Genomic DNA, 25,245 nt, shown 5'->3' with positions numbered 1-25,245 from the left:
CGTGCTTGTCTTCCTCACTGCTCCTCCGGCGCCGGGCCTGAACCCGGCGCAAGAAGCCCTTACGGGTACAGGCCGCGCACTTGGCGGGCTTGCAGGATGCGCGTGCAAGCCACGATGAACGCGGCGGTGCGCAGCGTCACCTTGTGTTCCTTGGCCACCTGCGCCACCGAGGCATAGGCTTCGCGCATGATGCGTTCCAGGCGCTGGTTGATTTCGTCTTCGCTCCAGAAGAAGCTGGAGAAGTCCTGCACCCACTCGAAGTACGACACGGTCACGCCGCCGGCGTTGGCCAGCACGTCCGGCACCACGTACACGCCGTGTTCAGCCAGGATGTCGTCCGCTTCCGGGGTGGTCGGGCCGTTGGCGCCTTCCACCACGATCTTGGCGCGCACCTTCGCGGCGTTGTTGACGGTGATCTGGCTTTCCAGCGCGGCCGGGATCAGGAATTCGGTTTCGAGCGTCCAGAATTCGTCCTTGTCCAGGGCCTGGCCGCCCGAGAAGCCGCCCACGCCGCCATGTTGCGACACATGCGACAGCAGCTTGTGCACGTCCAGGCCGGCCGGGTTGTGCACCGTGCCGGTGTGGTCCTGTGCGGCGATGACCTTGGCGCCGGCTTCATGGAACAGGCGGGCGGCGGTGCCGCCCACGTTGCCGAAGCCCTGCACCACCACGCGTGCCTTGGACACGTCGATGTTCAGGTCGCGCGCGGCTTCGCAGCCGACCACGAACACGCCGCGGCCGGTGGCCTCGACGCGGCCCAGGCTGCCGCCCAGCGCGATCGGCTTGCCGGTCACCACGCCAGTGGCGGTGGAGCCTTCGTTCATGGAGTACGTGTCCATCATCCAGGCCATGGTCTGGGCGTTGGTGTTCACGTCAGGCGCGGGGATGTCCTTGGACGGTCCGATGATGACGCCGATTTCCGAGGTGTAGCGGCGCGTCATGCGCTCGAGTTCGGATTGCGACAGCTTGCGCGGATCGACACGGATGCCGCCCTTGGCGCCGCCGTAGGGCAGGTTCACCGCGGCGTTCTTGACCGACATCCAGGCGGCCAGCGCCATCACTTCCGACAGGGTCACGTCCTGGTGGAAACGCACGCCGCCCTTGCCCGGGCCGCGCGAGGTGTTGTGCTGCACGCGGTAGCCCTCGAAGTGGGCCACGCTGCCGTTGTCCAGTTCGATCGGCACGTCGACGATCAGCGAGCGCTTCGGGCGCTTCAGGGTCTCGACCCAGCGCGCCAGCGAGCCGAGGTACGGGGTGACCCGATCGACTTGTTGCAGGTAATTACCCCAGGGGCCGAGATCGTCGGCATTCAGATAAGACGGCAAGGCATGGGTGGGAGTTTGAGACATGAACATGCTCTCCTGACAAAGTTGCGCCATTTTATCCATAACCTTAATACGTCCCCATATTTAATATAAATATTTTAATTGGGGACACATAAAAGCGGACGGATACCGCGAGCGTTGCCGAGCCTGCCGAAACGCTGCGCCTATCCTAGCCCTGCGAGACGCCAGCGTCCAGCCACCCAGTGCGACCCGCCCCGCTTGAAACCGACCCCGAGTTCACCCAGAATCAGCCGGCCCCGGTTTTTTTCTTCCCGGCACCGGCGGCTTGTAAAGCTTGTCACTTCCGCGTTCGGCAGCGGGCAACCCCCGCCAGCCATCTTGCCCTTATGAAAACCAACCATAGAGGTGCGCATGTCGGATTTTTCTCTCATTGACGGCCATGACCCGCGTTACGCGACCCTGCAAAAAGGGTTCAACCTGCGCTTTCCCAGCGCGGGCCAAGGCGCGAACGCCATTTACGTCTGCAAGACCCCGCAAGACGTGCTGGACGCAGCCAACGCCGCGCTGGCCCAGGGCTGCCGCATCACGGTGCGCAGCGGCGGCCACTGCTACGAAGGCTTCGTGGCCGACAAACTGCCCGAAGACCACGGCCAGCCCCTGGCCATCATCGATCTCAGCCTGATGACAGGCCTGCGCTACCGCGAGGCCGGCGACATCGCGTCGCCCTGGAACCCGGCAGCGCGCTACCGCTTCGCGGCGGCGTCCGGCAACCAGAACTGGGACGGCTACCTGGACCTGTACAAGACCGCCAACCGCACCCTGCCCGGCGGCTCGTGCTATTCGGTCGGCTCGGGCGGGCATATCGTAGGCGGCGGCTACGGCCTGCAGTCGCGGCTGCACGGCCTGACGGTGGATTGGCTGTCCGGCGTGGACATCCTGGTGCCGCAGGGGCCGGGCGCGCGCAAGCTGGTCGCCAAGCACGTCAACCTGCACAGCACTGGTAGCGACCGCGACCTGTTCATCGCCTGCCGTGGCGGTGGTGGCGGCAATTTCGGCATCATCCTGACCTACTACTACGCCGAGCTGCCCAAGGCGCCGCAGGAAGCCTACTGGTTGTCGTTGTCGTACCCGTGGGACGGCTTCGGCACCGGCACGGCCGGCCGCGCCGCCTTCGCCCGCTTCATGCGGGCCTACTGGCAATGGTTCGCCGACCACGATGCCGACTGGAACAGCCCCGACCCGGCGCGGGCCAACGGCGGCCTCTTCACGCTGCTCAAGGTGCAGCACCGCTCCACCGGCGACATCGTGCTGAACATCCAGTACACCGGCCTGGACGGCAAGGTCGGCGGCGCGCGCGACCAGCCTTTCCTGGACTTCGTGGCCACCATGAACGCCGCGGCCGGCGCGTCGCCGGGCGTGAACCTGGCCTCGAGCTGGCATGGCCCGTCGCGGCGCGTGGTCGAACCGGCGATGCGCCTGTTGGCGCACCCCGTGGCCGATGCGCAGAAAATGGACTGGCTGTGGCTGACCCAGACCATCAACGGCTCGGGCAGCAACCAGCGCGGCAAGTACAAGTCCTCGTATCACAAGGCCAATTTCAGCGACGTCGAAATCATGGCGATGTGGGAATACCTGAATGGCTCGGACGACCCGCGGCTGAACCAGGCGCTGGTGCAGATCGATTCCTACGGCGGGCGCATCAACCGCAACGACGAAACCGCCAACCCCACCAGCGTCAGCCAGCGCGCCTCGCTGCTGAAGTCGCAGTTCCAGGTCTACTGGACCAATCCCGCCGACGACGCCTTCCACCTGAAATGGATCGCCGATCTGTACGACGAGTACTTCGCGCAGTACGGCGGCAAGCCCCGCTACCAGCCGGGCTCGCCGTTCCAGGGGTGCTACATCAACTATCCGGACACGGACATGAAGTACACCGACGCCAGCCGCAGCCGCATCGACCCGGACTGGCTGAACCTGTACTACGGCGACAAGGCCGCCGCCCTGATCGCCACCAAGCGGCAGGTGGACCCTGACAACCTCTTTCACCACGAGATGTCGATTCCGCTGACGCCGCCGCACGCTTGACGCACGCCTCACCCAGGCGTCATCCGCGCGCAATCAGCGCGTAGTCGGCGCCCAAAAACGAACCGGCCCGCGCGAAGCGGGCCGGTTTTCCTGGAACGCCCCGGCCACCTGGACCCGGGCGCCGCGCCTCAGGCTGACACCAACTGCCAGGCCAGCCGCGCCGCCGCGCGGGCACCGTGGCCATCCACGTCAAAACGCGGGTTGAACTCGGCCAGGTCGGCCAGGCGCAGCTTGCCGCTGGCTTTCACCCGCAGCACGATCTCTTCGATCACCGCCATCGGCACGCCATAAGGCGCGGGCGCCGACACGCCGGGCATGACCGCCGCGGGCAGCACGTCCAGGTCGATCGTCAGGTACACGTGGCGCGCCCGGGCCAGCAACGCATCGACGTTGGCCAGCCGCGCCTCCAGGTGGCGCTCTTGCATGTCGCGGTCTTCCACCCAGATGGCGCCCACTTCGGCAGCCCGCGCATACAGCGCCGGGGTATTGGCCAGCCGCGACACGCCCAGGCAAGCGTATTGGAACGCCAGGCCCTGCGCCTCGCAGTAGTGCGCGATCTGGTCGAACGGCGTGCCCGAACTGCCCGGACGCCCGGTGCGCAGGTCGAAGTGTGCATCCAGGTTCAGCACCAGCACGGGGCCGGCGTCATCCCGGCCCGCCAGCCAGCGCGCCAGGCCCTGGAAGCTGCCCCAGGCAATCTCATGACCGCCGCCCAGCACCACCGGGCGGGCGCCCTGTTGCAGCAGGTCGGCCACGGCCAGGCCCAGGCGTTCCTGCGCGTCTTCCAGCTGGTCGCCGTCGCAGGCCACGTCACCCGCGTCGAGCAGGCGCGTCAAGCCGTGCGCCGGCAGGCCCGCCATGAACTTGCGGATGCCGGCCGGGCCGGCGGCCGCGCCTGTGCGGCCCTGGTTGCGCGCCACGCCCGCGTCGCAGGCAAAGCCCAGGATCACGGCTTCGCCCTTGGCGGCCGCCTGCCCGGCGGCCGGCTCGACGATGTGCGCCAGGCGGCGTGTGTCGCCGCGCTCGGCGCTGTCGTCACGGGCGGTCCACAGACTCTTGTCCAGTTGCGCCATCGTCATGCCGCCCCCTGCCCTGCACTCAGCACTGCCTGCAGGAATTCGCGGGTGCGAGCCTCGCGCGGCTGGCTGAAGATGACCTCGGGCGAGCCGGATTCCAGGATCACGCCGCCATCCATCACCGCCACCACGTCGGCCACGTCGCGGGCAAAGCCCATTTCGTGGGTCACGACCATCATGGTCATGCCTTCGCGGGCCAGCAGCTTCATCACCTGCAGCACTTCACCGACCAGTTCCGGGTCCAGTGCCGACGTCGGTTCGTCGAACAGCATGACCTTGGGCTGCATCGCCAGCGCGCGGGCAATCGCCACGCGCTGCTTCTGGCCGCCCGACAGGCTGGCCGGCATCGCCGACATCTTCTGCGACAGGCCGACCTTGGCCAGCAGGTCGGACGCCAGTTCGTTGGCCTCGTCGCGGCCCATGCCACGCAGCTTGCGCGGCCCGACCGTAACGTTTTCCAGCACCGACAGGTGCGGGAACAGGTTGAATCCCTGGAACACCATGCCCACCTGCATGCGCAGCTGGTTCAGCTGGGCTTCGGGTAGCAGTTCGCCGTTGTCCTGCAACGTCTGGCCGCAGATGTCCACGGTGCCGCCCTGCGCCACTTCCAGCCCGTTGCAGCAACGCAGCAAGGTGCTCTTGCCCGAGCCGCTGGGCCCGATCACCACCACCACCTGCGACGGCAGCACGTCAAAGTCGATGCCGCGCAGCACGGCGTGGTCGCCGTAGGATTTTTCCAGTCCGCGGATGCGGATCATTTCTTTCGGGTTTCCGAAGTTCATTGCACCATCCCCCCGGCACGCAGGCGTTGTTCGATCTGGCGCAGAATCACCATGGCCACCGTGGTCAGCACCAGATAGATCAGCGCCACCACCAGATAGGTTTCCAGCGAGCGGTACGACACGCTGATGATCTTCTGGCCTTCGTGCATCAGGTCATGGATGGTCAGCAGCGATACCAGCGCGGAATTCTTGATCAGCGCGATGAACTCGTTGCCCAGCGGCGGAATCATGCGCACGACAGCCTGCGGCAAGATGATGATGCGCATGGCCTGGCCCGACGACATGCCCAGCGAACGGGCCGCCTCGGTCTGGCCGCGATCCACCGACTGGATCGCGCCGCGCACGATTTCCGACACATAGGCGCCGGAATACATGCCCAGGCCCAGCACGCCACACGCAAACGCGGGCAGCGTCACGCCAAACTGCGGCAGGCCGAAGAACCAGATGAACAGCTGCACCAGCAAGGGCGTGCCGCGAAAGAACAGCAGGTAGGTGCTGCACAGGTTGTAGATGATGCGGCGTTGCGGGTTGAGCCGGCCCACGCCGACCAGCAGGCCGATCACGCAGCCCAGCAGCAGCGCGCCGGCGGTCACCTCGATGGTGACCAGCGCGCCGCGCAGAAGCGAGTCGTAGTCGGCAAAGACAGGGGCAAAGTCCAGGTTCATTTCGCGGGCGCCTCGAACCACTTGTTGACGATGGCCTGGTAGCTGCCATCGGCCTTGATCTTCTTGAGCGCCTCATTCAGGCCGCGCGTCAGCTCGGGCTTGCTCTTGGGCACGGCGATGCCGTAGTCCTCGGTGGTGACCTGCTCGTCCAGCACGGCCAGGTCGGTCGTGCTCTGCGCGAACAGCTTGGCGGCGGGCTTGCCCGTCACCGCGGCGTCGGCGCGGCCGATCTGCACCAGGTTGAACATCTCCTGGTTCTTCTCGACTTCCACGCGCTGCACCGACGGGTAGTGTTCCTTCAGGTAGTTGACCGACTTGGTGCCGACCTGCACCGACACCTTGCGGCCGTCCAGGTCCTTCAGGCCCTTGATGTCGCCGCCCTTCTTGGTCAAGACCACCAGGCCGCCTGCGTAATACGGGTCGGTGAAGTCCACCACCTTGCTGCGCTCGGGCGTGATGTAGATGGCGGACACGGCGATGTCGGCGCGGCCGGCCTGCAGGGCAGGAATCAGGCCCTTGAAGTCGATGTCGATCCATTCGACCTTCTTGCCCATGGCGGCGGCCAGGGCCTCGACCAGTTCGATGTCAAAGCCCGTGCGCTTGCCGTCCTTGACGAATTCCATGGGCGGGAAAGTGGCGTCGGTCACGGCGCGAATGGTTTCCTGGGCGTGGGCAGAGCCGGCGGTCCAGGCCAGGCCCAGCGTCAGGGCGGCGGTCAGCAATGTGCGGCGAGTGGTCATGGCAGGTCCTAAAAGGAATGAGTGGGTACGGGGGTACGTCTATCGGTACGGCGTAAGGCCAGCGGCGTCTAGAGATGAGGCGGGAATGGCGGGGACAGCGAGGAATCCGGAATGGCGGCGGCGTCAGTGCGCCTGCAACTTGGCAGAAATGCGGCGGGCCGCGGCCACGGTCAGGTCGATGAAGGCCTGGGGCCGCTGGTCGGCGCGGGTGGATGGGGCCATCAACGTAATGGAGGCCACCGCCTGGTTGGCGCGCTGGAAGATCGGCACGCTCACGCCCCAGACGCCGGCATCGACTTCGCTGTCGGTCACGGCATAGCCCTGGGCGCGGATGGCCTCCAGTTCATCGGCCAGGCGCGCCACGTCCACGCCCGGCTCCTTGGCCAGGAACGTCAGCGCGGTCTGCAGACGCGCGGCCGGCATGAAGGCCAGCAACGACTTGGCCGAGGCGCCACGGGCCAGCGGCAGACCGCGGCCCTTGGTGAAGGAACAGCGCAGCGGATGCTGGCTTTCGACCATGTCCAGGCACACGGCCTGGTCCTTGACGGCCACCAGCAGGCCGATGGTCTCGCCCGACGCGGCGGCCAGCGCCGCCATGTCCGGCTGCGCTTCGTGAATCAGGAACGACGACTGGTCGAAACCCCAGGCCAGTTGCACGCACAGCGGGCCGGGGCCGTACTCGCCTTCGTGCTCGGCCACGAAGCCCCAGCGCTTGAGCAACCCCACCTGCCGGTACAGCGTGCTTTGGGCCAGGCCGGTCTTTTCCGCCAGCGCGGCGATGCTCAAGGGGCCGTCGTGCCGGGCCAAGGTGGCCAACACATACAAGACGCGATCCGCGCCCGCCCCAACCGACTGATCCGACATGAAAAACGCACTCCCAGCATTGATGAAGCGCAGATTATCAATTTATGGTGGTTGAACTTCAAAATATTCCCACCCAGTGAGAATACCCAGGGAAAACCCCGAAAAAAAAACCCGCCGGACGGCGGGTTTTTCAGGGGACGCAGCAAGGCTGCGCAGGCCGACAAGGCTCAAGGCGATGCGGGCGTGTCGTAGTTGTTCAGGCGCACGCCCGACACGCCCCCCACGCCCGGCGACGCCGGGGCAGCCTTGGAGCTGGCGTTGCCCGTGCCCGGGGCAGGTTGCGCCATCGGCGGCGGCGCCTCGGCAGACGGCGAATTCGCGGGTGCGGCGTCCGGCGTCGCAGCGACATCGGCCGGATCGGGTTCCGGCTCGGGCGGCTCGCTGGCGCGACGGGCGCGCTTGGACGCTTCCTGCTGGGCGATCAGCTTCTGCAACTCCGCCGCCAGGGCGGTGGACTTGCCGGTGCGGGCCCAGTCGGATGCATCCTGGCCTTTGGTGTCGCGCGTGGTGATATCGGCGCCCGCCTTGAGCAGCAGGTCCACCATGGGCTTGTTACCGGACAGCGCCGCCATCATCAGCGGGGTTTCGCCGTTGGGCGCCGGCGCGTTCACCATCGCCTTGTGGTCCAGTAGCAGCCGGGCCATGGCCATCTGGCCCTTGGACGCGGCGTAGTGCAGCGGCGTCCAGCCCAGGCGGTTGACCTGGGCGCCGCGCGCCATCAGGCTGCGGGCGCGGTCGACCTGGCCGGCAATGGCCAGGTACATCAGCGGGGTCTCGCCCGCCGGGTTCTCGGCATTGACGTCGGTGCGTGGGTCGGCGGCCAGCACGTCGAACACCTTCCAGGCGCCATCCACCACGGCCCGCATCAGGGCCGGCTGGCCATTGCGGTAACGCACGTTGGGATCGGCGCCCTGGGCCAGCAGGTCCTTGATGTCGTCCGGATAGTCGTTGGCGACGTAGACCCACCAGTCGGCCGGATTGGCCGCCTGCGCCAATGGGGCCGACAGGCCGAGGCACAGCGCCAGCAAGGCGTTGCGGCCATGCGCAACAAGGCGGCGGGACAAGGCGGTGCGGACGGTCATGGCGCTCCTGATTTACTTTAAATAATTCAGATTAAATTATCTCTTTATCTTATTGAAAAGATTAAAGAAATTTTCCGTAGAAGCCTTGGCCACCTCGGCCACGCTGATACCCTTCAGGTCGGCGATCTTCTCGGCTACATGAATCACCTTGGACGGATCGTTGATCTTGCCACGATACGGCACCGGCGCCAGGTAGGGCGAATCGGTCTCGATCAGCAGGCGATCCAGCGGCACCTTGGCGGCCACTTCGTGCACGATGTGCGCATTCTTGAACGTCACGATGCCTGACAGCGAGATATGGAAGTTCTGGTCCAGCGCCGCCTGGGCCACTTCCCAGGTTTCGGTGAAACAGTGCATCACCCCGCCCACTTCGGCCGCGCCCTCTTCGCGCAGCATGCGCACGGTGTCTTCGGCGGACGAGCGGGTATGCACGATCAGCGGCAGCCCCACGTCGCGCGCGGCACGGATGTGGCGGCGAAAGCGTTCGCGCTGCCAGTCCAGCGGCTCGGACAGCCGGTAGTAGTCCAGCCCGGTCTCTCCGATGGCCACCACCTTGGGGTGGGCCGCCAGGCGCACCAGTTCGGCGGGCTCGGGGTCGGGCGTGTCTTCGTAGTCGGGGTGCACGCCCACCGAGGCCCACAGGTTGGCCTGCGGCTCCACCAGCGACATCAGGCCCGGCCATTCGGGCATGTTGACGCTGACCACCAGCGCGTGGGTCACCTGGTTGGCGGCCATCCGGTCGAGAATGGCCGGCAGGTCGGCGGCCAGCTCGGGGAAATTCAAATGGCAGTGGGAATCGACGTACATGGAATTCGGCTTCGGATTGCGCCGCCCGGACGGGCCGGACGGCGGCGGGTTACGCCTGGCAGGATAGCACCACGCGCTGCAGCGTCGCGTGGGCGAAAAGCTTGGCATTCAGGGGGTGGGTGGCCAGCGCCCGTTGGCGCGTCAGCCAGCGGGCGGACTCGGCCACGCGCGCGGTGTTCATGCGGGCGGCCACCTGGGCCACGCCGGCCGCCAGGGCCGGGAAGTAACGCACCGGCGCGCCGGCCGCCGCCAGCATCAGGTCGGTGTACAGGCGCTGCAACGCGTCGATCCATTCGGCGGGCGCGATCTTTTCCAGCGCTTCGGCCAGGGTGCCGACATCGGGCGCCTGGCCCTTGGCCAGCGGGCCGATCAATTGGGTCAACCACGGCGGGCAGGCGGTTTCGGCGTGCTGCGCCAGGCGCAGCGCGGCCAGCGGCGCCCCGCCCGCGGCGGCCAGCCATTCGCGCGCCGGCTCCACGTTCTGGTCGCGCAGCCATTGCAGCGCGGTGTCCGGGTCCGGCGCCGGCAGCGGCAGGCGGCGGCAGCGCGACACCAGCGTCGGCAGCAGCCGGTCGGGCGCGTCGGCCACCAGCAGGAAGACGGTGTGCGGCGGCGGCTCTTCCAGCACCTTGAGCAAGGCATTGGACGACACCACGTTCAGCGCGTGGGCCGGGTACAGCAGCGCCACCCGCCAGCCCCCGCGGTGGGTGGCCGTGTTGAACCAGGATTCCAGCGAGCGGATCTGGTCGATGCGGATTTCCTTGGACGGCGCCTTCTTGGCGGCGCCGGTGGCCGGCTCGGCGTCGTCGGCCGCTTCAGCGGCGTCGGCGCCCTCTTCGACCGCCACGGCCTCGGGCCGGATGCGGCGCAGGTCGGGGTGGTTGCCGCTGGCGAACCAGGCACAGGCGGCGCAATGGCCGCAGGCCAGGCCGTCTTGCGGGGTTTCGCACAGCAGGCTGGCGGCAGCGGCAATGGCGAAGTCCAGCTTGCCGATGCCGGCCAGGCCGTGCACCAGCCAGGCATGGGCGAAGCGGTCGCGGTTGCCCAGCCAGGCCCGCGCCGTCTCCATCTGCCAGGGCAGGAACTGGGGCGCGCTCATGGGCGGGCTGCCACCAGCTCGCGCAGGCCCGCTTCCAGGTCGGTGCGGATTGCGGCGATGGTGCGGGTCGAGTCGATCACGCGGATGCGGCCCGGATCGGCCGCGGCGCGCGCCTGGTAGGCCGCGCGGGTGCGCTCGAAGAACGCGGCGCCCTCACGCTCGAACCGGTCGGGTTCGCGCGCATCGGCCAGCCGCGCCCGCGCCACGTCCAGCGGCACATCGAACAGCCAGGTGCGGTCGGGCTGGCCCGCCTGCATCCAGGTTTCCAGGGTGGCGACGCGCTCAGCGCCCAGGCCGCGGCCCCCGCCCTGGTAGGCGTAGGTGGCGTCGGTGTAGCGGTCGCAGACCACCCAGGCGCCGCGCGCCAGCGCCGGCTCGATGACCTGGCGCGCATGTTCGCAGCGCGCCGCGAACATCAGCAGCGTTTCGGTGTCCAGGCCCATCGTGTCGGTCAAGACCAGCGCGCGCAGCTTTTCGCCCAGCGGCGTGCCGCCGGGCTCGCGGGTCGAGACAACCTCAAGGCCCTGCCCGCGCAGGAAATCGGCGATCCAGTCGGTGTGGGTGCTTTTACCCGCGCCGTCCACTCCCTCCAGCGTGATGAAGCGTCCGCGTGAGGTCATTGGTCTTGTCCTTGTGCTGGTGCCGGATCGGCATCCGGCGTCGAAGTGGGAGCCTGGGCCGGCGCGGCGGGCGCCGGGGTGGGCGCACCCGCGGGCGCGGGCGTGGCCGCGGCGGGCCGGCCCGCCGGGGTCTGGCCCAGGATGTAGCGGGACACGTTGCGGTTGTGCTCGTTCAGGTTGACCGAGAACTCGCTGGTGCCGTTGCCCCGCGATACGAAAAACAGGAATTTATGCTGCTCGGGCTGCACCGCCGCCAGCAGCGCCGCCCGGCCGGGGGCCGCGATGGGCGTGGGCGGCAGGCCCGGGCGCGTGTAGGTGTTCCAGGGCGTATCGGTCTGCAGGTCGCGCTTGCGGATGCGGCCCTGGTAGGCGTCGCCCATGCCGTAGATGACGGTGGGGTCGGTCTGCAGCAGCATGCCGATCTTCAGGCGGTTGGTGAACACACCCGATACGCGACGGCGTTCCGGCCCATGGCCCGTTTCCTTTTCGATGATGGACGCCAGCACCAGCGCTTCATAGGGCGTGGCCACCGGCAGGTCGGACTGGCGCTTGGACCAGGTGTCGTCCAGGATGCGCTGGCCTTCCTGGTAGGCGCGGCGCAGCAGGTCGAAATCCGTGCTGCCCGGCGTGAAGATATAGGTATCGGGGAAGAACAGGCCTTCCGGATGCTTGATATCGGACCCCAGGCGTTCCATCAGCGCTTCATCGCTGATGTCGCCCAGCGTCTGCTTGACGTCCGGGTTCTCGCGCAGCGCCTGGCGGATCTGGCGGAAGGTCCAGCCTTCCAGGAAGGTGATCTGGCGCTGGGTCATGTCGCCGCGCGCCATGCGTTCCAGCAGCAGCCACGGCGTGTCGCCATTGATGGCCTGGTAGCCGCCGGCCTTGATCAATTTGTCTTGCTCGGTCAGCCGCGCCATCCAGACAAAACCGGGTTCCCAGACGGGCACGCCCGCGGCGTTCAACGCGCGCACGACGGTGCGCGGGCTGCTGCCCGGGTCCACCACGAAATCGATCCTGTCGGCCGACAGATGCAGGGGTCGGTGCATCCAGCTCCAGGCGGCGCCGACCGCAGCGGCGGCGGCCAGCACGAGCAGCAGGAAAGACCACAGGACGTAAAAACGGAGTCGCTTCTTCATAAGTGTGGGGAGTTTAATGGATCGCGCGGGCCTGTCGCGGCAAAACCAGGGCCAGAGCGCGTATTGCGCCCCTTTGGCCAGCCGGGACATGGGCCTCTATCAGGGGGAAGGCGGCTATCATCAAGCCTTTGATGACGAGTCACGGGCCTTTGCCGCCATGCATGCATTCCATTCTTCGATCCCTGTGCGCGCGGAAGGTTGCGCCCAATGCGCGCCTTTGGAAGATTTTTCCGTATTCGCCGCTGCCGGCGCCGACGCGCTGACCTTCCTGCATGGCCAGTTGACGCAAGACGTCACCGGCCTGTCCGCCGATGCCGCCCGCCTGGCCGGCTACTGCACCGCCAAGGGCCGCCTGCTGGCCACCCTGGTGATGTGGCGCGGCGCCCCCGCCGCCGACGACGCCCCGCAACTCTACGGTCTGGTGCGCCAGGACTTGTCGGCCGCCCTGATCAAGCGCCTGTCCATGTTCGTGCTGCGCGCCAAGGCCAAGCTGGCCCCCGCCCCCCTGCATGTGGCCGGCGTACAGGCCGACGACGCCCAGGCGGCCGCGCTGGAAGCCGCTGCGGGCGCGTTGCCGCGCAGCGCCTGGCAGCGCGTCGACCTGCCGTCCGGCACCTGGATCGCCGCGCCCTCGGCCGACGCTACGCTGCGCTGGTGGTGGATCGCCTCTGACGAACAACTGGCCGCCGCCGCGCCGCTGGCCGCCACGCTGGGCCTGGCCCCCGCCGCGCAATGGCACGCCGCCGACCTGGCCGCCGGCATCCCCTGGATCACCACGGCCACGCAAGACGTCTTCATTCCGCAGACGGTCAACCTGGACCTGATCCAGGGCGTGAGCTTCACCAAGGGCTGTTATCCCGGCCAGGAAGTGGTGGCGCGCAGCCACTACCGCGGCACCGTCAAGCGCCGCATGGCCTACGGCACCATCGCCGACGCCGGCCTGGCAGACGGCGCGCTGGCCGGCACCGACGTGTTCGATGCCACCCAGCCGGGCGAACCCACCGGCCGCGTCGTCGACGCGGCCGCGACGCCAGGCGGCGTGTCGGTGCTGTTCGAAACCACGCTGGCCGCGCTGCCCGAAGGAGACCTGCGGCTGGGCGCGGCCGACGGCCCGCGCATTGCGGCCCAGCCGCTGCCCTATTCGATCACGCCGTAATTCCCGCGTCGGCCGGGTTTCAGACCACCGTGCCGAACAAGGCGCCCACCCCCGCGGTGGCCGCCATCGCCAACGCCCCCAGGATGGTCACGCGCAGCGCCGCCGGCCCCTTGGGCGCGCCGCCGGCGCCCGCCGCCAATGCGCCCAGGGCGGCCAGACAGGCCACCGACGCGCCGATCACCCACAGAATCAAATGCGGCAAGGGCGTCACCGCGGCCACGGCCAGCGGCAACGCCGCCCCGCCCGCGAAAGACGCGGCCGAGGCCACGGCGGCCTGCACCGGCCGGGCGCGGTTGTGCACTGAAATGCCAAGTTCGTCGCGCGCGTGGGCGTCCAGGGCATCGTGGCGCGTCAGTTGCCGCGCCACCTGTCCGGCCAGGTCCGGCGACAGGCCCCGATCCACGTAGATACCGATAAGTTCTTCCAGTTCTTCGTCTGAATTGCGCCTGAGCGAACGTTGCTCAAGACGCAGGTCGGCGGCCTCGGTATCGGCCTGCGACCGCACCGACACGTATTCGCCCGCGGCCATCGACAAGGCGCCGGCCACCAGGCCGGCCAGGCCCGAGGTCAGCACCGCGCCGTGCGTGGCCTGCGCGGCGGCCACCCCGGTGATGAGGCTGGCGGTGGACACGATGCCGTCGTTGGCGCCCAGCACGGCGGCGCGCAGCCAGTTGCTGCGGAAGATGCGGTGGTGTTCTTTCGAGGGCATTGCCGAAGACCTGTTCAGGGCGCGACAAAGCTTGCGGCGGATGCCCGCCGCAAGCGGATCAACGCGGCGTCACGCGCACCGCGGTGAGCAAGCCTATCACGCAAAGCGTGGCTTGTTCGCCCTCGTACGCATGCACCTCGACCTGGCAGATCGACAGCCGTTTGCCCGGTTTGACCACGCGGCCGCTGGCCACGTAGCGGTCACCCTTGGCGGGCGCCAGGAAGTTCATCTTGAACTCCGAGGTCAGCACGTCTTCGCCCGGCTGGAACAGGCTGAAGGCGGCATAGCCGCCGGCCGAATCGGCGATGGTGGTGGAGATGCCGGCATGCAGGAAACCATTCTGCTGGCACAGGTCCTGACGGTAAGGCAGGACGATGTCCACCCTGCCCGGCTCGACCACGTCCAGGCTGGCCCCGATCAGCCGCATGATGCTCTGCTGGTCGAAGCTGGCCTTGACGCGTTCGGCGGGGTCCGCGGAAGACGGATGCGCCGCCATGTCAGTCCTGTTCGCGCTTGACCAGGTTGACGATGCTGGAGAAGTCCAGCTTGCCCGAACCGCCCGAGCTGTGCAGCGAATACAGGTTGCGCGCCAGCTCGCCCAACGGAATCGAGGCGCGCGCCGACAGCGCGGCCTCGGCCGCCAGGCCCAGGTCCTTGAGCATCAGGTCCACGCCGAAACCGCCGGCATAGCCCTTGGAGGCCGGCGCGTGTTCCATCACGCCAGGCCACGGGTTGTAGAGTTCGGTGGCCCAGTTGCGGCCCGAGCTCTTGGCGATGATGTCCGACAGCACCTTGGGGTCCAGCCCGTTGGCCACGCCCAGCGCCAACGCCTCGGACGTACCGGCCATCAGGATGCCCAGCAGCATGTTGTTGCAGATCTTGGCCACCTGGCCGGCGCCTGCCGGTCCGGCATGGAAGATGTTCTTGCCCATTTTTTCCAGCACCGGGCGGGCGCGTTCCAGCGCGGCGACCTGGCCGCCCACGATGAAGGTCAGCGTGCCGGCTGCCGCGCCGCCGGTACCGCCGGACACCGGCGCATCGATCATGGCGATGCCGCGCACTTCGGCCGCCTGCGCCACCTTGCGGGCCGAATCCGGCGCAATGGTGCTGCATTCGATGACCAGCGCCGAAGACGAAATCTTGCCCAGCAGGTCTTCGCCCAGGTACAGGCCTTCGACGTGCTTGCTGGCGGGCAGCATCGAAATCACGACGTCGGCGCCCTTGACGGCTTCCGACGCCGATGCGGCCGCCTTGGCCCCCGCATCGGTCAAGACCTTGACCGCCGCCGGCACCAGGTCGAACACGGTCAGGCTGTGGCCGGCCTTGACCAGATTCAACGCCATGGGCGAGCCCATGTTGCCCAAACCGATAAACGCGATACTGCTCATGATGTCCTGTCTCCTGTTGCTATTGCTGTAGGTATGAAATCATCGTGTGCTGCGTAATGCGGGCCCGCCGCGCAGGCGCGGCGGGCGAAGATCAGCGGCCTTCCTTGCCCAGGTCGTCCAGCGGATGCGGCTCACCATCGGGCCAGGGTTCCTCGAAGAACTTCTGCACCCAGGCCTCGCTGGCCATATCCAGCGTCGCCGGGTTCCAGCGCGGCTTCTTATCCTTGTCGATCAGCAACGCGCGGATTCCCTCGGCAAAATCTCCATGGGTCGCGCAATGCAGCGCCGCCACGTATTCGGTGCGAAACACGTCATCCAGCGACCGCAGCCGCATGCGCTGCTGCAGCGCAAACGACAAGCGCAGCGACCCTGGCGAACCCGCCAGCATGGTGGTCGCAGCACGCGCCAGCCAGGGGTCGGCATGGTCTTTCAGCGTAGCCAGTTCTTCGACGATCTCGTCCAGGCGATTGCCGCTGCACATGCTGTTGATCTGGAACGAGTGCTGACGCAGATGGCCGCCTTCCAGCGGGGTCTGAGGTTCCAGCGCGGTCAAGGCGCGGCGCAGCAGGCCATCATTGATCGAGCGCGGCGGAATCGCGTCTTCGGCGCCGCCCGTGGCCTGGCCGGCCCACGGTTGCTCTTGCAGCGATGCCAGCAGCTTGGGCCAGTCTTCGTGGTTCAGGCGAAAATCCGCCAGCCCCGCAAAGAATGCATCGGCGGTGTTCATCTGCGCCCCCGTCAGGGCCAGGAACACGCCGATACGGCCAGGCATGCGGTTCAAGAGCCAGCTGCCACCCACGTCGGGGAAGAGACCAATGGACACTTCCGGCATCGCCAGGCGCGACGATTCGCTGACCACGCGGTGGCTGGCGCCCATCATCAGGCCGATGCCGCCGCCCATGACGATGCCATGGCCCCAGCACAGCACCGGCTTGGGGTAGCTGTGGATGCGGTAGTCGAGCCGGTATTCATGCTCGAAGAAGCGGCGCGCGTAGGCGTTGCCCCAGGGGCCCTTGCCCGCGTTCTCGGTCATGCTGCGGTACAGGCCATGCAGGTCGCCGCCCGCGCAAAAGGCCTTGTCGCCCGCGCCTTGCAGCACCACCAGCGCCAAGCCCGGGTCGCGCGCCCAGGCATCCAGGCGCTCGGCCAGCAGGTCCACCATGTCCAGCGACAGGCCGTTCAGGGTCTGCGGCGAATTCAGCGTCGCAATCCCGAAGCGCATCCCGTTGGCAGCGGTTCTTTCTTCGAACAGCACCGGTGCAGTCATCTTATGTCGGCTCCTTTTTCCAACAATTGGCGGGCGATGATCACACGCATGATCTCGTTCGTCCCTTCCAGAATCTGATGTACGCGAGTATCGCGCACCAGACGCTCCAAGGGATAGTCCCGCAGGTAGCCGTAACCGCCATGGATCTGTTGGGCATCCAGGCAGATCTGGAACCCCATGTCGGTGGCAAAGCGCTTGGCCATCGCGCAATAGGTGGCCGCATCGGGCGCACCCGCATCCAGCTTGCAGGCGGCCAGCCGCACCATCTGCCGCGCCGCCACCAGATGGGTGGCCATGTCGGCCAGCTTGAACTGCAACGCCTGGAACTCGGCCAGGCGGCGGTTGAACTGGCGCCGCTCGTCCATGTAGCGCCGAGCCGCGTCCAGCGCGCCCTGCGCCGCACCCACCGAGCAGGTGCCGATGTTGATGCGGCCGCCGTCCAGGCCCTTCATGGCGATCTTGAAGCCTTCGCCTTCTTCGCCCAGCAGGTTGGCCGCCGGTACGCGCACGTTCTCGAACACGATGGGCCGGGTGGACTGGCTGTTCCAGCCCATTTTTTCTTCTTTGCGGCCATAGCTGATGCCCTCGCTGTCGGCAGGCACCGCAAAGGCGCTGATGCCGCCCGCGCCCTCGCCGCCCGTGCGGGCCATCACCACCAGCAGGTCGGTATCGCCGCCGCCCGAAATGAAGGCCTTGGCGCCATTGAGCACGTAGTGGTCGCCCTGGCGCTGCGCGCGGCTGGACAGCGATGCGGCGTCGGACCCGGCGCCCGGCTCGGTCAGGCAGTAGGACGCCAGCTTCTGGCCGCTGGCCAACAGCGGGCCCCAGGCCTCGCGCAGGGCTGGCTGGCCCCACTTGCCCACCATCCAGGTGGCCATGTTGTGGATCGTCAGGAAGGCCGTGGTCGACGGGTCCACCGCGGCCATTTCCTCGAACACCAGCGTGGCGTCCAGGCGCGGCAGGCCCAGGCCGCCGATGTCTTCGCTGGCGTAGATGGCGCAAAAGCCCATTTCACCGGCCCGCGCAAACGCGTCTTTGGGGAAAATGCCTTCGGCGTCCCAGCGCGCCGCGTGGGGCGCCAGTTCACCTTGCGCGTAGTCGCGCGCAGCCTGCGCGAACGCGCGCTGCTCGTCGGTCAGTTCCAAGTCCACAGCCTGTCTCCTGGTGTTATGGGTATTGTCTGTTGGCGTTGCTGCCGTCTCGTGAACGCCAGCCTGCCGATTTTGACATGACGTTGACGTAAACGTAAGTGCGGTGACGATAATGTTACGCCGGAAGCGGCGGCGGAATTTGTCCTATTGATGACAATGTGGCGGCGGCGCTGCCCCGCCTGCATGGACAACGGCGCCAGGCGCCGCCCCGCACGCCTTCGCTACAGCAGCCCGGCCGGCCGCACCCGCCCGTTGCGGGCAGTCTTGGCGCGCCGGTGTTCGGCGCGGCGGCGGCGAGATTCCTTCGGGTCGAATGACAGGCCGCGGTAGATCTCGACCCGGTCGCCGTCGGCCAGCACGGTCTGCGGTTCGGCCGCACGGCCAAACACGCCTACGCCCCGCTCCCAGGGTTGCACCACCGGAAACGCCTGTGCAAAGCCGCTGGCCTGCAGCGCATCGGCAACCGTCGACCCGGCCGGCAGGCGCAGTTCGCGCAGCCAGACCTGGGCGGCCAAGGCATAACAGACGCTGACGCCAATCAGGCCATCGCCAGGTGCCTCATTCGCCATACTTGGCCTGCGCCCGCTTGGTGAAGGAATCAATGAAGCTGGTGGCGATGCGGTTGAACACCGGCCCCACCACCATTTCAAGCGCACGGTTCGAGAACGCGTATTCCATGGTGAACAAGACCTTGCACGCGTCTTCGGCCAGCGGCTGGAATTCCCAGTGCCCCACCAGGCTGGAAAACGGGCCGTCGACCAGTTCCAGATCGATGCGGTCCGGATAGACGTGCGTGTTGCGCGTGGTGAAGCGTTGCTTCATCCCCGCGAAACTGATGAGGATGGAGGCCTGCATGCCGTGTTCGTCGCGGGTCTGCACCTCGGCGCCGCCACACCACGGCATGAACTCGGGGTACTTTTCCACGTCGGCCACCAGGTCGAACATCTGGGCGGCGCTGTAAGGCACCAGGACGGATCGCTGTACTTTGTGCATCGACTATCGCAAATGGCTAGAATGATAGGATTTTACCGGCACCGCGCCCTCCAGGCCAAAACGGCGGTATACACACGATCGCCGAGTCGGCCGCCCCTACAAGATGGGCCAAGAAGAAAGATGGGCAAAACAAGATGAGCATTATCGATAACCGCAAGGCCACGCACGACTATTTCATCGAAGACCGCTACGAGGCCGGCCTGGTTCTGCAAGGCTGGGAAGTCAAGGCGATCCGCGATGGCCGCGTGCAGCTCAAGGAAAGCTACGTCATCGTGCGCGATGGTGAACTGTACCTGCTGGGCATGCACGTCAGCCCGCTCCCCACGGCGTCCACCCATATCCACCCCGATGCCATGCGCACGCGCAAGCTGCTGCTCAAGGCCGAGGAAATCAGCAAGCTGATCGGCAAGGTCGAACAGCGCGGCTACACCCTGGTGCCGCTGAACCTGCACTACAAGAACGGCCGCATCAAGCTGGACTTCGCGCTGGGCCGCGGCAAGAAGCTGTTCGACAAGCGCGACACGGCGCGCGAAAAAGACTGGCAACGCGAGAAAGAACGCATCATGAAGCACGACACCCGCGCGCCCCGCAAGGCCGACTAGGGCCTCGCCGACACCTAGGCCGCCGCCGGCAGCGCGGGCAGCTCCACGACCGCGCTGCCCGGCCCCACGACTCGATTGCGCCCGGCCTGCTTGGCCGCATACAGCATCCGGTCGGCGCGCTCGAAACAGGCTTGCAGGTTCTCGCCCGGCAGCCAATCCACCACCCCCGCACTGAACGTATACGCGATCGTGCTGCCGCCGTGTGCACAGGGCGTGCGCCGCACCGAATCCAGCAGCCGGTCCGCCACGTCCATCACCGCGTCGCTGCGCATGTCGGCGAACAGCACGCTGAATTCCTCGCCCCCTACCCGACCCACGTGGTCGCCCGTGCGCAGCGTGGCCGTGGCCAGCAACCCGAAATGGCGCAGGACCGCGTCCCCGGCCGCGTGGCCGTGCGTATCGTTGATGCGCTTGAAGTGGTCGATGTCCAGCACCATCAGCGCCAGCGGCCGGCGCGTGCGCAGCGCCTGGGCGCAATAGCGTTCGGCCTGCAGCCACCACGCCTTGCGCGACATCAGCCCCGTCAGGAAATCGGTGCTGGCCTCTTGCTCGCGTTCGGCCAGCATGCGGTCGTGGATGATCATGATGGTGCCCAGCGTCAGGCAAGGCATTGCCAGCACGCCCAGCGTCATGAACAGGATGTTCCACGCGGTGGGTGCCAGCAGCGATTCCGCCGGGGCCACTCCCGACGCAAACACCAGCGACCGCAGCCCGCAGGTCAGGCCCGAGATCATCGCCACCGACCACACGAAGTAATAGCTGTAGCGCGAGCGGTTTACCGGCATGCCGCGGCGCACGCCCATGGCGACCGCGAACATGAAGCCCATCTGCAGCGTCGACATGGCCACGATGCGCGGCGCCACCTGGCTGTCGATATAGGTATAGCCGGCCACCACCAGCCAGGCAGCGGCGCAGGCCAGCAGCATCAGGCGCCGGGGCACGCGCTGGCCCATCAGGCGGCGAATGCCGGTGTAGTACGCGCACAGCGCCAGGCCGATCAGCGCGTTGGGCAGCAGGATCGACAGCCAGCGCGGCGCCTCGGTCACTTGCAAGCCGAATAAAAAAAACGCCAACAGCGTAAGCAGGTTGGCGCGTATGGTCTCGGGTATCCCCGCCATGCCGCTGCGTGCCAGGGACCCCAGCACGCAAAGCGACAGCACCCCCGCCAGCACTGCTATCGACAGCAAATGAACGGGAGCGATCATGGGCGGTGCGCCTTGCGGCGCGCGGGTCAGGTGTTGCGGGTGGACTTCACGATGGTCATGGCGGACGCGATCATGCCGCCGACGTCCGCCAGGTTGGCCGGCAGGATCAGCGTATTGCCTTCCTTGGCCACGTTGCCGAAGGCTTCGACGTAACGCTCGGCCACCTTCAGGTTCACGGCTTCCATGCCGCCCGGCTGGCGCACCGCGTCGGCCACTTGCGTGATGGCCTTGGCGGTGGCTTCCGCAATCGCCAGCACCGCGGCGGCTTCACCCTGGGCCTGGTTGATCTGGGCCTGCTTTTCGCCTTCCGAACGGGCGATGGCGGCTTCGCGCTCACCGGTGGCGATGTTGATCTGCTCTTGGCGACGGCCTTCGGACGCCGCGATCAGCGCGCGCTTTTCACGCTCGGCGGTGATCTGCGCCTGCATCGAACGCAGGATCTCGTTGGGCGGGGTCAAGTCCTTGATTTCATAACGCAGCACCTTCACGCCCCAGTTCAGCGCAGCCTCGTCCAGCGACGAAACGATGTTGCTGTTGATGGAATCGCGTTCTTCGAAGGTACGGTCCAGTTCCATCTTGCCGATCACCGAGCGCAGCGTGGTCTGCGCCAGCTGCGTGATGGCCGAGATGTAGTTCGACGAGCCGTACGAGGCGCGCATCGGGTCGGTCACCTGGAAGTACAGCACGCCGTCCACCTGCAGCTGGGTGTTGTCGCGCGTGATGCAGACCTGGCTCGGCACGTCCAGCGGGATTTCCTTGAGCGAATGCTTGTAGGACACGCGTTCGATGAACGGAATCACGAAGCCGGCGCCCGGCGACAGCACGCGGTCGAACTTGCCCAGTCGTTCAACCACCCAGGCATGCTGCTGGGGAACGATGGCGATCGCCCGGATGACGATCAGGATCGCCAGCGCGACGATGACGAGCAGGACGATAGTGGAAGTATCGATCATGATGTGTAGAGCCTCTTCTGGATGAATGCGGTGGCGCTCCTGCCGCGATAGCCAGGGCGCCTGCTGCTGCCGGCGCCGCCTGGGGCGGGCCTGGGTCTTGCATGGAAGCCGCCCACGCGGCAAAGCCAACTTGCCGCGTGGGGATTCCTTATCGGGGGAATGCCTTCGTGAGGGTTCCTTGTCAGTGCGCGACGCCGGCCAGATCGCCCTTGGGCGTCAGGACCAGGCATGTGCCACGCATTTCAGTAATGATGTGCTCGCCCGCATGGGCGGGCTGCCCCTCGGCCAGTTGTGCCTGCCAGTGCGCGCCGCGGTACCAGACGCGCGCCGAGCCGTCCGCCGCCCAGGCTTCCACCTTGACGGTCTGGCCGATATCCAGGTTGACGTCGGCATTGCGGGCGGCATTGACCTCGCGCTTTTTCAGCACGCGCGTCTTGCGCAGCAGCAAAAGGCCCAGCAGCAGCACCACGCCGCAGGCCACCAGCTGCCATTCCAGGCCCGCCAGCAGCCAGGCCGCGACACCGCCGGCGGCCAGTCCCAGCGCCACCAGCAGCAAGTAGAACGTTCCCGTCGCCAATTCCCCGATAAGGGCCAGCGCGGCCAGTCCCAGCCATATCCACATAGTCGAATTCGCCTGAAAGGATGAGTCGTTCAGCGGATTGTACGGATTTCCAGGACACAACGGGGACCATCCGGCCCCTTCCCGGACAATCGCCTGGATTATGATGTGCGCTGGCGTTCGCCATCCGGCCCGACTCCGGCGCCCGGCATCTTCAACGCATAAGCCTCCATGACCGCTGCAATACCCTCAGTCCGCCCCGTCCTCATCCTGCACACGGGCGATCCGGACGACACGCTCAAGAGCCAGTTCGGCGGCTATGCCGAACAACTTGCCCGGGCCTCCGGCCTGGCATCCGACGCCCTCGAAGTCGTCGCCGTCCACAACGGCGAACGCCCCCGCGCGCCTGGCCAATACCGCGCCGCCCTCATCACCGGTTCGCCCGCCATGGTCACCGACCTGGAACCCTGGAGCGAAGACACCGCCGCCTGGCTGCGCGAAGCCGCCGCGGCCGGCCTGCCCATGTTCGGCATCTGCTACGGCCACCAGTTGCTGGCTCACGCGCTGGGCGGCAAGGTCGGCTACAACCCCGCCGGCCGCGAAGTCGGCACCCAGACCGTCGAATTGCTGCCCGCTGCCGCCGGCGACAAGCTGCTGGCCGGCCTGCCCCTCACCTTCCCCGCCCAGATGCTGCACGCCCAGACCGTCCTGCAACCGCCGCCCGGCTCGGCCGTGCTGGCGCGCTCGGACCTCGACGAGCACCAGATGATCCGCATCGGCCGCAACATCTTCTCGACCCAGTTCCACCCTGAATTCGGCCCCGACTTCGTCCGCGCTCACCTCGAACGCTTCGGCCGCCGCTATGCCGCCGAAAACCTCGACGTGCCCGGGCTGTCGGCCAACGTGCGCGCCACGCCCGTCTCTGGCGAACTGGTGCGCCGCTTCCTGGATGCCTACGCGCCGGCCTGAATCCCCTGCCCGGCGGCGCCCCAGGTCGGCGGGCCCGCCCGCAACAACCGGAGTGCGGCACGGGGCGGCCTTTGAGAACATACCCAAAAGCGCGTCAATCCCCGCGCCCTGGAGCCCCTCATGACCCACGCCGCCCCCTTGAGCAAACAGCACGCCGCCGCCGTCGAACGCGCCTGCCGCGCGCTTGAAGCCGAACAGCCGCCCGACCTGAATACGCTGGCCGAACAGGCCGGCATGAGCCGCTTCCATTTCCACCGCATTTTCAAGGCGGCCACGGGCATCACCCCCAAGGCCTACGCCACCGCGCTGCGCGCCGACCGCGCACGCCAGCAGTTGCGGCAAGGCGCCAGCGTCACCGACGCCATGTACGGCGCCGGATTCAATTCCAGTGGCCGCTTCTACGAGGCCGCGCCCGCCATCCTGGGCATGACCCCCACGGCCTTCCGCAAGGACGGGGCCGGCGTCGAGATCCGCTTCGCGGTCGGCCAGTGCTCGCTGGGCGCACTGCTCGTGGCCGCCAGCGACACCGGCATCTGCGAGATCGCCCTGCACGACGACCCCGAACAACTCGTACGCAACCTGCAAGACCGCTTCAAGGCGGCCCGGCTGATCGGCGCCGACCACGAATTCGAGCAATGGATGGCGGCCGTCGTCGGCTTCGTCGAAAATCCCTCGGTGGGCCTGCACCTGCCGCTGGACGTGCGCGGCACGGCCTTCCAGCGCCGCGTCTGGGAAGCCCTGCGCGACATCCCCGTGGGTGCCACCGCCACCTACACCGACATTGCCGAACGCATTGGCGCCCCGAGCGCGGTGCGCGCCGTGGCCCGCGCCTGCGCCACCAACAACATCGCGTTGGCCATTCCCTGCCATCGCGTGGTGCGCACCGACGGCTCGCTGGCCGGCTACCGCTGGGGCATCGACCGCAAGCGCGAACTGATCGAACGCGAAGCGCTGGCGGCCTAGTCCCTGGGCGCCCGGCTCCGGGCAGTCCGGCTCCGGGCAGGCCGCGCCCTTGCGTGATGATTGCCGCGTCCCTTTCTGGCCCCTGCCCGGCCCCTACCCCGCAAACGCCGCCAATACCTCCAGCACCGCGCTCACGGCATCCCCGGGGGCCGGTGCATTGCGATACGCCAGCGCCATCGGCCGCATGAGCGGTGGCGACAAAGGGCGCACCCGGTCCGGCTCATCGCCCACCTCTTCCAGCGGCAGGATCGCCACGCTCTGGTTCGCCGCGGCCAGCCGCTTCAAGGCCTCGGGGTAGCTCAGCGCCAGGTAGGGCCGCGGGTTCAGCCCCGCCTGGCCGAACCAGGATGCAATCAGGCCGTGCATCTGCGTGCCCGGCGCAAACGACGCCCAGCGCCGGCTCGAGAGCCACTCGGGCGTGACCGTTTCCGGCGCATCCCAGTCTGGCGGCATCAGCGCCACCATCGGGTCACTGCGCCAAGGCATCAGCGTCACCCGCGCCGCGGCCGGCTGCGGGCTGGCAACGATGCCGATATCCAGCGTATCGGCCTGCAAGCGCAGCATCGCCTCGGCAGAGCCCACCGCTTCCAGCTTCAGTTCCACCCCGGGACTGCGCCGGCCCAGCGCATCGAGCATCAACGGCAGCCGCCGCATGCCCACCCCGGCAGACACCCCCACCCTCACCACCCCGCCCCCGCCTGCCGCGCAACGGCGCACCAGGTCAACCAGGTCATCGCTGGCCGACAGCAGCTTGCGGCCCGCTTGCACCAGCGCCATGCCCGCGGGCGTCAATTCGGCCTGCCGGCGTCCGCGCGCCACCAGCGCGACCTGCAAGCGCGCTTCCAGCTCTTTCACGTGCAGGCTGATGGTCGGCGGAGCCAGGTGCAAGGCCTGCGCGGCCGCGGCGAACGTGCCCAGGTCCGCAATGGCCACCAGGGTCTGGATCTGATCGAGGTTGAGGTTACGCATCAGTTTTTCTGACCAATCAAGTAAATAAAGTCAACTTTACGGATGCTAACCCATCGCCGAACATCCTGGCCATGCACACCGACACCCCGCCTTCCCCCCAACGCGCCCCGGCCGAACAG

General features: G+C 67.4%; 27 protein-coding genes. 5 read left to right on the top strand and 22 right to left on the bottom strand.

All coding sequences use genetic code 11. From position 1 onward, the window contains the following. Positions 1-59: 59 nt before the first annotated feature. A complete protein-coding gene (locus AC3WMR_RS06685) occupies positions 60-1,349 on the bottom strand; it encodes a Glu/Leu/Phe/Val family dehydrogenase (RefSeq protein WP_492263691.1) in 1,290 nt (429 codons plus the stop codon). Between the two features lie 348 nt (positions 1,350-1,697). On the opposite strand from AC3WMR_RS06685, the gene AC3WMR_RS06680 reads away from it, so the two are divergent. Then, positions 1,698-3,371 (top strand): FAD-binding oxidoreductase, encoded by a 1,674-nt coding sequence (locus AC3WMR_RS06680; protein WP_492263692.1) that lies wholly within the window; start codon positions 1,698-1,700, stop codon positions 3,369-3,371. Between the two features lie 128 nt (positions 3,372-3,499). Here the strand turns inward: AC3WMR_RS06680 and hutG are convergent, their stop codons facing one another. The 10 genes from hutG to mltG form a co-directional block, all read right to left on the bottom strand. Further along, entirely contained in the window at positions 3,500-4,450 is a 951-nt protein-coding gene (hutG, locus tag AC3WMR_RS06675) for a formimidoylglutamase (RefSeq protein WP_492263693.1), read from the bottom strand. Continuing rightward, positions 4,447-5,229 carry an amino acid ABC transporter ATP-binding protein gene (locus AC3WMR_RS06670; RefSeq protein WP_492263694.1) on the bottom strand — a complete coding sequence of 261 codons (783 nt, stop codon included), beginning with the start codon at positions 5,227-5,229 and terminating at the stop codon, positions 4,447-4,449. The genes hutG and AC3WMR_RS06670 overlap by 4 nt, the downstream gene beginning before the upstream one ends. Beyond that, positions 5,226-5,894, bottom strand: a complete 669-nt coding sequence (locus tag AC3WMR_RS06665) for an amino acid ABC transporter permease (RefSeq protein WP_175194271.1) — start codon at positions 5,892-5,894, stop codon at positions 5,226-5,228. Before AC3WMR_RS06665 ends, AC3WMR_RS06670 begins: the two co-directional genes overlap by 4 nt. Then, the gene (locus AC3WMR_RS06660) at positions 5,891-6,634 is read right to left on the bottom strand and encodes a transporter substrate-binding domain-containing protein (protein WP_025138803.1); all 744 of its coding nucleotides are present in this window, start codon (positions 6,632-6,634) and stop codon (positions 5,891-5,893) included. Before AC3WMR_RS06660 ends, AC3WMR_RS06665 begins: the two co-directional genes overlap by 4 nt. Before the next feature lie 123 nt (positions 6,635-6,757). Continuing rightward, positions 6,758-7,498: an IclR family transcriptional regulator gene (locus AC3WMR_RS06655; protein WP_175194273.1), complete on the bottom strand. Its 741-nt coding sequence runs from the start codon at positions 7,496-7,498 to the stop codon at positions 6,758-6,760. Positions 7,499-7,665: 167 nt separating this feature from the next. Next, on the bottom strand, positions 7,666-8,580 hold the full coding sequence (locus AC3WMR_RS06650) for an ankyrin repeat domain-containing protein (RefSeq protein ID WP_492263695.1): 915 nt from the start codon (positions 8,578-8,580) through the stop codon (positions 7,666-7,668). 36 nt (positions 8,581-8,616) lie between these two features. Beyond that, a complete protein-coding gene (locus tag AC3WMR_RS06645; RefSeq protein WP_492263696.1) occupies positions 8,617-9,387 on the bottom strand; it encodes a TatD family hydrolase in 771 nt (256 codons plus the stop codon). A gap of 49 nt (positions 9,388-9,436) precedes the next feature. Beyond that, positions 9,437-10,486, bottom strand: coding sequence for a DNA polymerase III subunit delta' (gene holB / locus AC3WMR_RS06640; protein ID WP_492263697.1), 1,050 nt, complete (start codon positions 10,484-10,486; stop codon positions 9,437-9,439). Continuing rightward, positions 10,483-11,106 (bottom strand): dTMP kinase, encoded by a 624-nt coding sequence (tmk, locus tag AC3WMR_RS06635; protein ID WP_025138808.1) that lies wholly within the window; start codon positions 11,104-11,106, stop codon positions 10,483-10,485. Before tmk ends, holB begins: the two co-directional genes overlap by 4 nt. Further along, positions 11,103-12,242 carry an endolytic transglycosylase MltG gene (mltG, locus tag AC3WMR_RS06630; protein ID WP_025138809.1) on the bottom strand — a complete coding sequence of 380 codons (1,140 nt, stop codon included), beginning with the start codon at positions 12,240-12,242 and terminating at the stop codon, positions 11,103-11,105. The genes tmk and mltG overlap by 4 nt, the downstream gene beginning before the upstream one ends. A gap of 157 nt (positions 12,243-12,399) precedes the next feature. Here mltG and ygfZ point away from each other — a divergent pair, with 157 nt between their 5' ends. After that, on the top strand, positions 12,400-13,398 hold the full coding sequence (ygfZ, locus tag AC3WMR_RS06625; RefSeq protein WP_492263940.1) for a CAF17-like 4Fe-4S cluster assembly/insertion protein YgfZ: 999 nt from the start codon (positions 12,400-12,402) through the stop codon (positions 13,396-13,398). 19 nt (positions 13,399-13,417) lie between these two features. On the opposite strand, the gene AC3WMR_RS06620 is transcribed toward ygfZ, so the two are convergent. The 7 genes from AC3WMR_RS06620 to AC3WMR_RS06590 all read right to left on the bottom strand — a co-directional run bounded on the left by AC3WMR_RS06620 (position 13,418) and on the right by AC3WMR_RS06590 (position 18,906). Continuing rightward, on the bottom strand, positions 13,418-14,107 hold the full coding sequence (locus AC3WMR_RS06620; RefSeq protein WP_492263698.1) for a VIT1/CCC1 transporter family protein: 690 nt from the start codon (positions 14,105-14,107) through the stop codon (positions 13,418-13,420). Positions 14,108-14,165: 58 nt separating this feature from the next. Next, positions 14,166-14,603, bottom strand: a complete 438-nt coding sequence (locus AC3WMR_RS06615; RefSeq protein WP_025138812.1) for a PaaI family thioesterase — start codon at positions 14,601-14,603, stop codon at positions 14,166-14,168. Between the two features lies 1 nt (position 14,604). Then, on the bottom strand, positions 14,605-15,495 hold the full coding sequence (gene mmsB / locus AC3WMR_RS06610; RefSeq protein ID WP_175194289.1) for a 3-hydroxyisobutyrate dehydrogenase: 891 nt from the start codon (positions 15,493-15,495) through the stop codon (positions 14,605-14,607). Between the two features lie 91 nt (positions 15,496-15,586). Next, positions 15,587-16,762, bottom strand: a complete 1,176-nt coding sequence (locus tag AC3WMR_RS06605) for an enoyl-CoA hydratase/isomerase family protein (RefSeq protein WP_492263699.1) — start codon at positions 16,760-16,762, stop codon at positions 15,587-15,589. After that, on the bottom strand, positions 16,759-17,913 hold the full coding sequence (locus AC3WMR_RS06600) for an acyl-CoA dehydrogenase family protein (protein WP_492263700.1): 1,155 nt from the start codon (positions 17,911-17,913) through the stop codon (positions 16,759-16,761). The genes AC3WMR_RS06605 and AC3WMR_RS06600 overlap by 4 nt, the downstream gene beginning before the upstream one ends. Before the next feature lie 221 nt (positions 17,914-18,134). Beyond that, complete coding sequence (locus AC3WMR_RS06595; protein ID WP_492263701.1) at positions 18,135-18,482, bottom strand: RnfH family protein; 348 nt, start codon at positions 18,480-18,482, stop codon at positions 18,135-18,137. Then, complete coding sequence (locus AC3WMR_RS06590) at positions 18,472-18,906, bottom strand: type II toxin-antitoxin system RatA family toxin (RefSeq protein ID WP_006223413.1); 435 nt, start codon at positions 18,904-18,906, stop codon at positions 18,472-18,474. Before AC3WMR_RS06590 ends, AC3WMR_RS06595 begins: the two co-directional genes overlap by 11 nt. Before the next feature lie 77 nt (positions 18,907-18,983). On the opposite strand from AC3WMR_RS06590, the gene smpB reads away from it, so the two are divergent. Further along, complete coding sequence (smpB, locus tag AC3WMR_RS06585) at positions 18,984-19,508, top strand: SsrA-binding protein SmpB (RefSeq protein ID WP_492263941.1); 525 nt, start codon at positions 18,984-18,986, stop codon at positions 19,506-19,508. A gap of 14 nt (positions 19,509-19,522) precedes the next feature. Here the strand turns inward: smpB and AC3WMR_RS06580 are convergent, their stop codons facing one another. The 3 genes from AC3WMR_RS06580 to AC3WMR_RS06570 all read right to left on the bottom strand — a co-directional run bounded on the left by AC3WMR_RS06580 (position 19,523) and on the right by AC3WMR_RS06570 (position 22,288). Beyond that, positions 19,523-20,713: a GGDEF domain-containing protein gene (locus AC3WMR_RS06580; protein ID WP_492263702.1), complete on the bottom strand. Its 1,191-nt coding sequence runs from the start codon at positions 20,711-20,713 to the stop codon at positions 19,523-19,525. Between the two features lie 26 nt (positions 20,714-20,739). Beyond that, positions 20,740-21,666, bottom strand: a complete 927-nt coding sequence (locus AC3WMR_RS06575) for an SPFH domain-containing protein (RefSeq protein WP_025138819.1) — start codon at positions 21,664-21,666, stop codon at positions 20,740-20,742. Positions 21,667-21,847: 181 nt separating this feature from the next. Further along, positions 21,848-22,288, bottom strand: coding sequence for an NfeD family protein (locus AC3WMR_RS06570; RefSeq protein WP_492263703.1), 441 nt, complete (start codon positions 22,286-22,288; stop codon positions 21,848-21,850). Between the two features lie 168 nt (positions 22,289-22,456). On the opposite strand from AC3WMR_RS06570, the gene AC3WMR_RS06565 reads away from it, so the two are divergent. Both AC3WMR_RS06565 and AC3WMR_RS06560 read left to right on the top strand, forming a co-directional pair. Further along, a complete protein-coding gene (locus AC3WMR_RS06565; protein WP_492263704.1) occupies positions 22,457-23,194 on the top strand; it encodes a glutamine amidotransferase in 738 nt (245 codons plus the stop codon). A gap of 120 nt (positions 23,195-23,314) precedes the next feature. After that, positions 23,315-24,157, top strand: coding sequence for a bifunctional transcriptional activator/DNA repair enzyme AdaA (locus tag AC3WMR_RS06560; RefSeq protein ID WP_492263705.1), 843 nt, complete (start codon positions 23,315-23,317; stop codon positions 24,155-24,157). A gap of 93 nt (positions 24,158-24,250) precedes the next feature. On the opposite strand, the gene AC3WMR_RS06555 is transcribed toward AC3WMR_RS06560, so the two are convergent. Then, entirely contained in the window at positions 24,251-25,126 is an 876-nt protein-coding gene (locus AC3WMR_RS06555) for a LysR family transcriptional regulator (protein WP_492263706.1), read from the bottom strand. Positions 25,127-25,245 lie beyond the last annotated feature (119 nt).

This window comes from Achromobacter sp. FW305-C-28 (assembly GCF_058783235.1).
The sequence above is the reverse complement of the archived record's forward strand: the minus strand, read 5'-3'. Positions and strand labels throughout refer to the sequence as shown.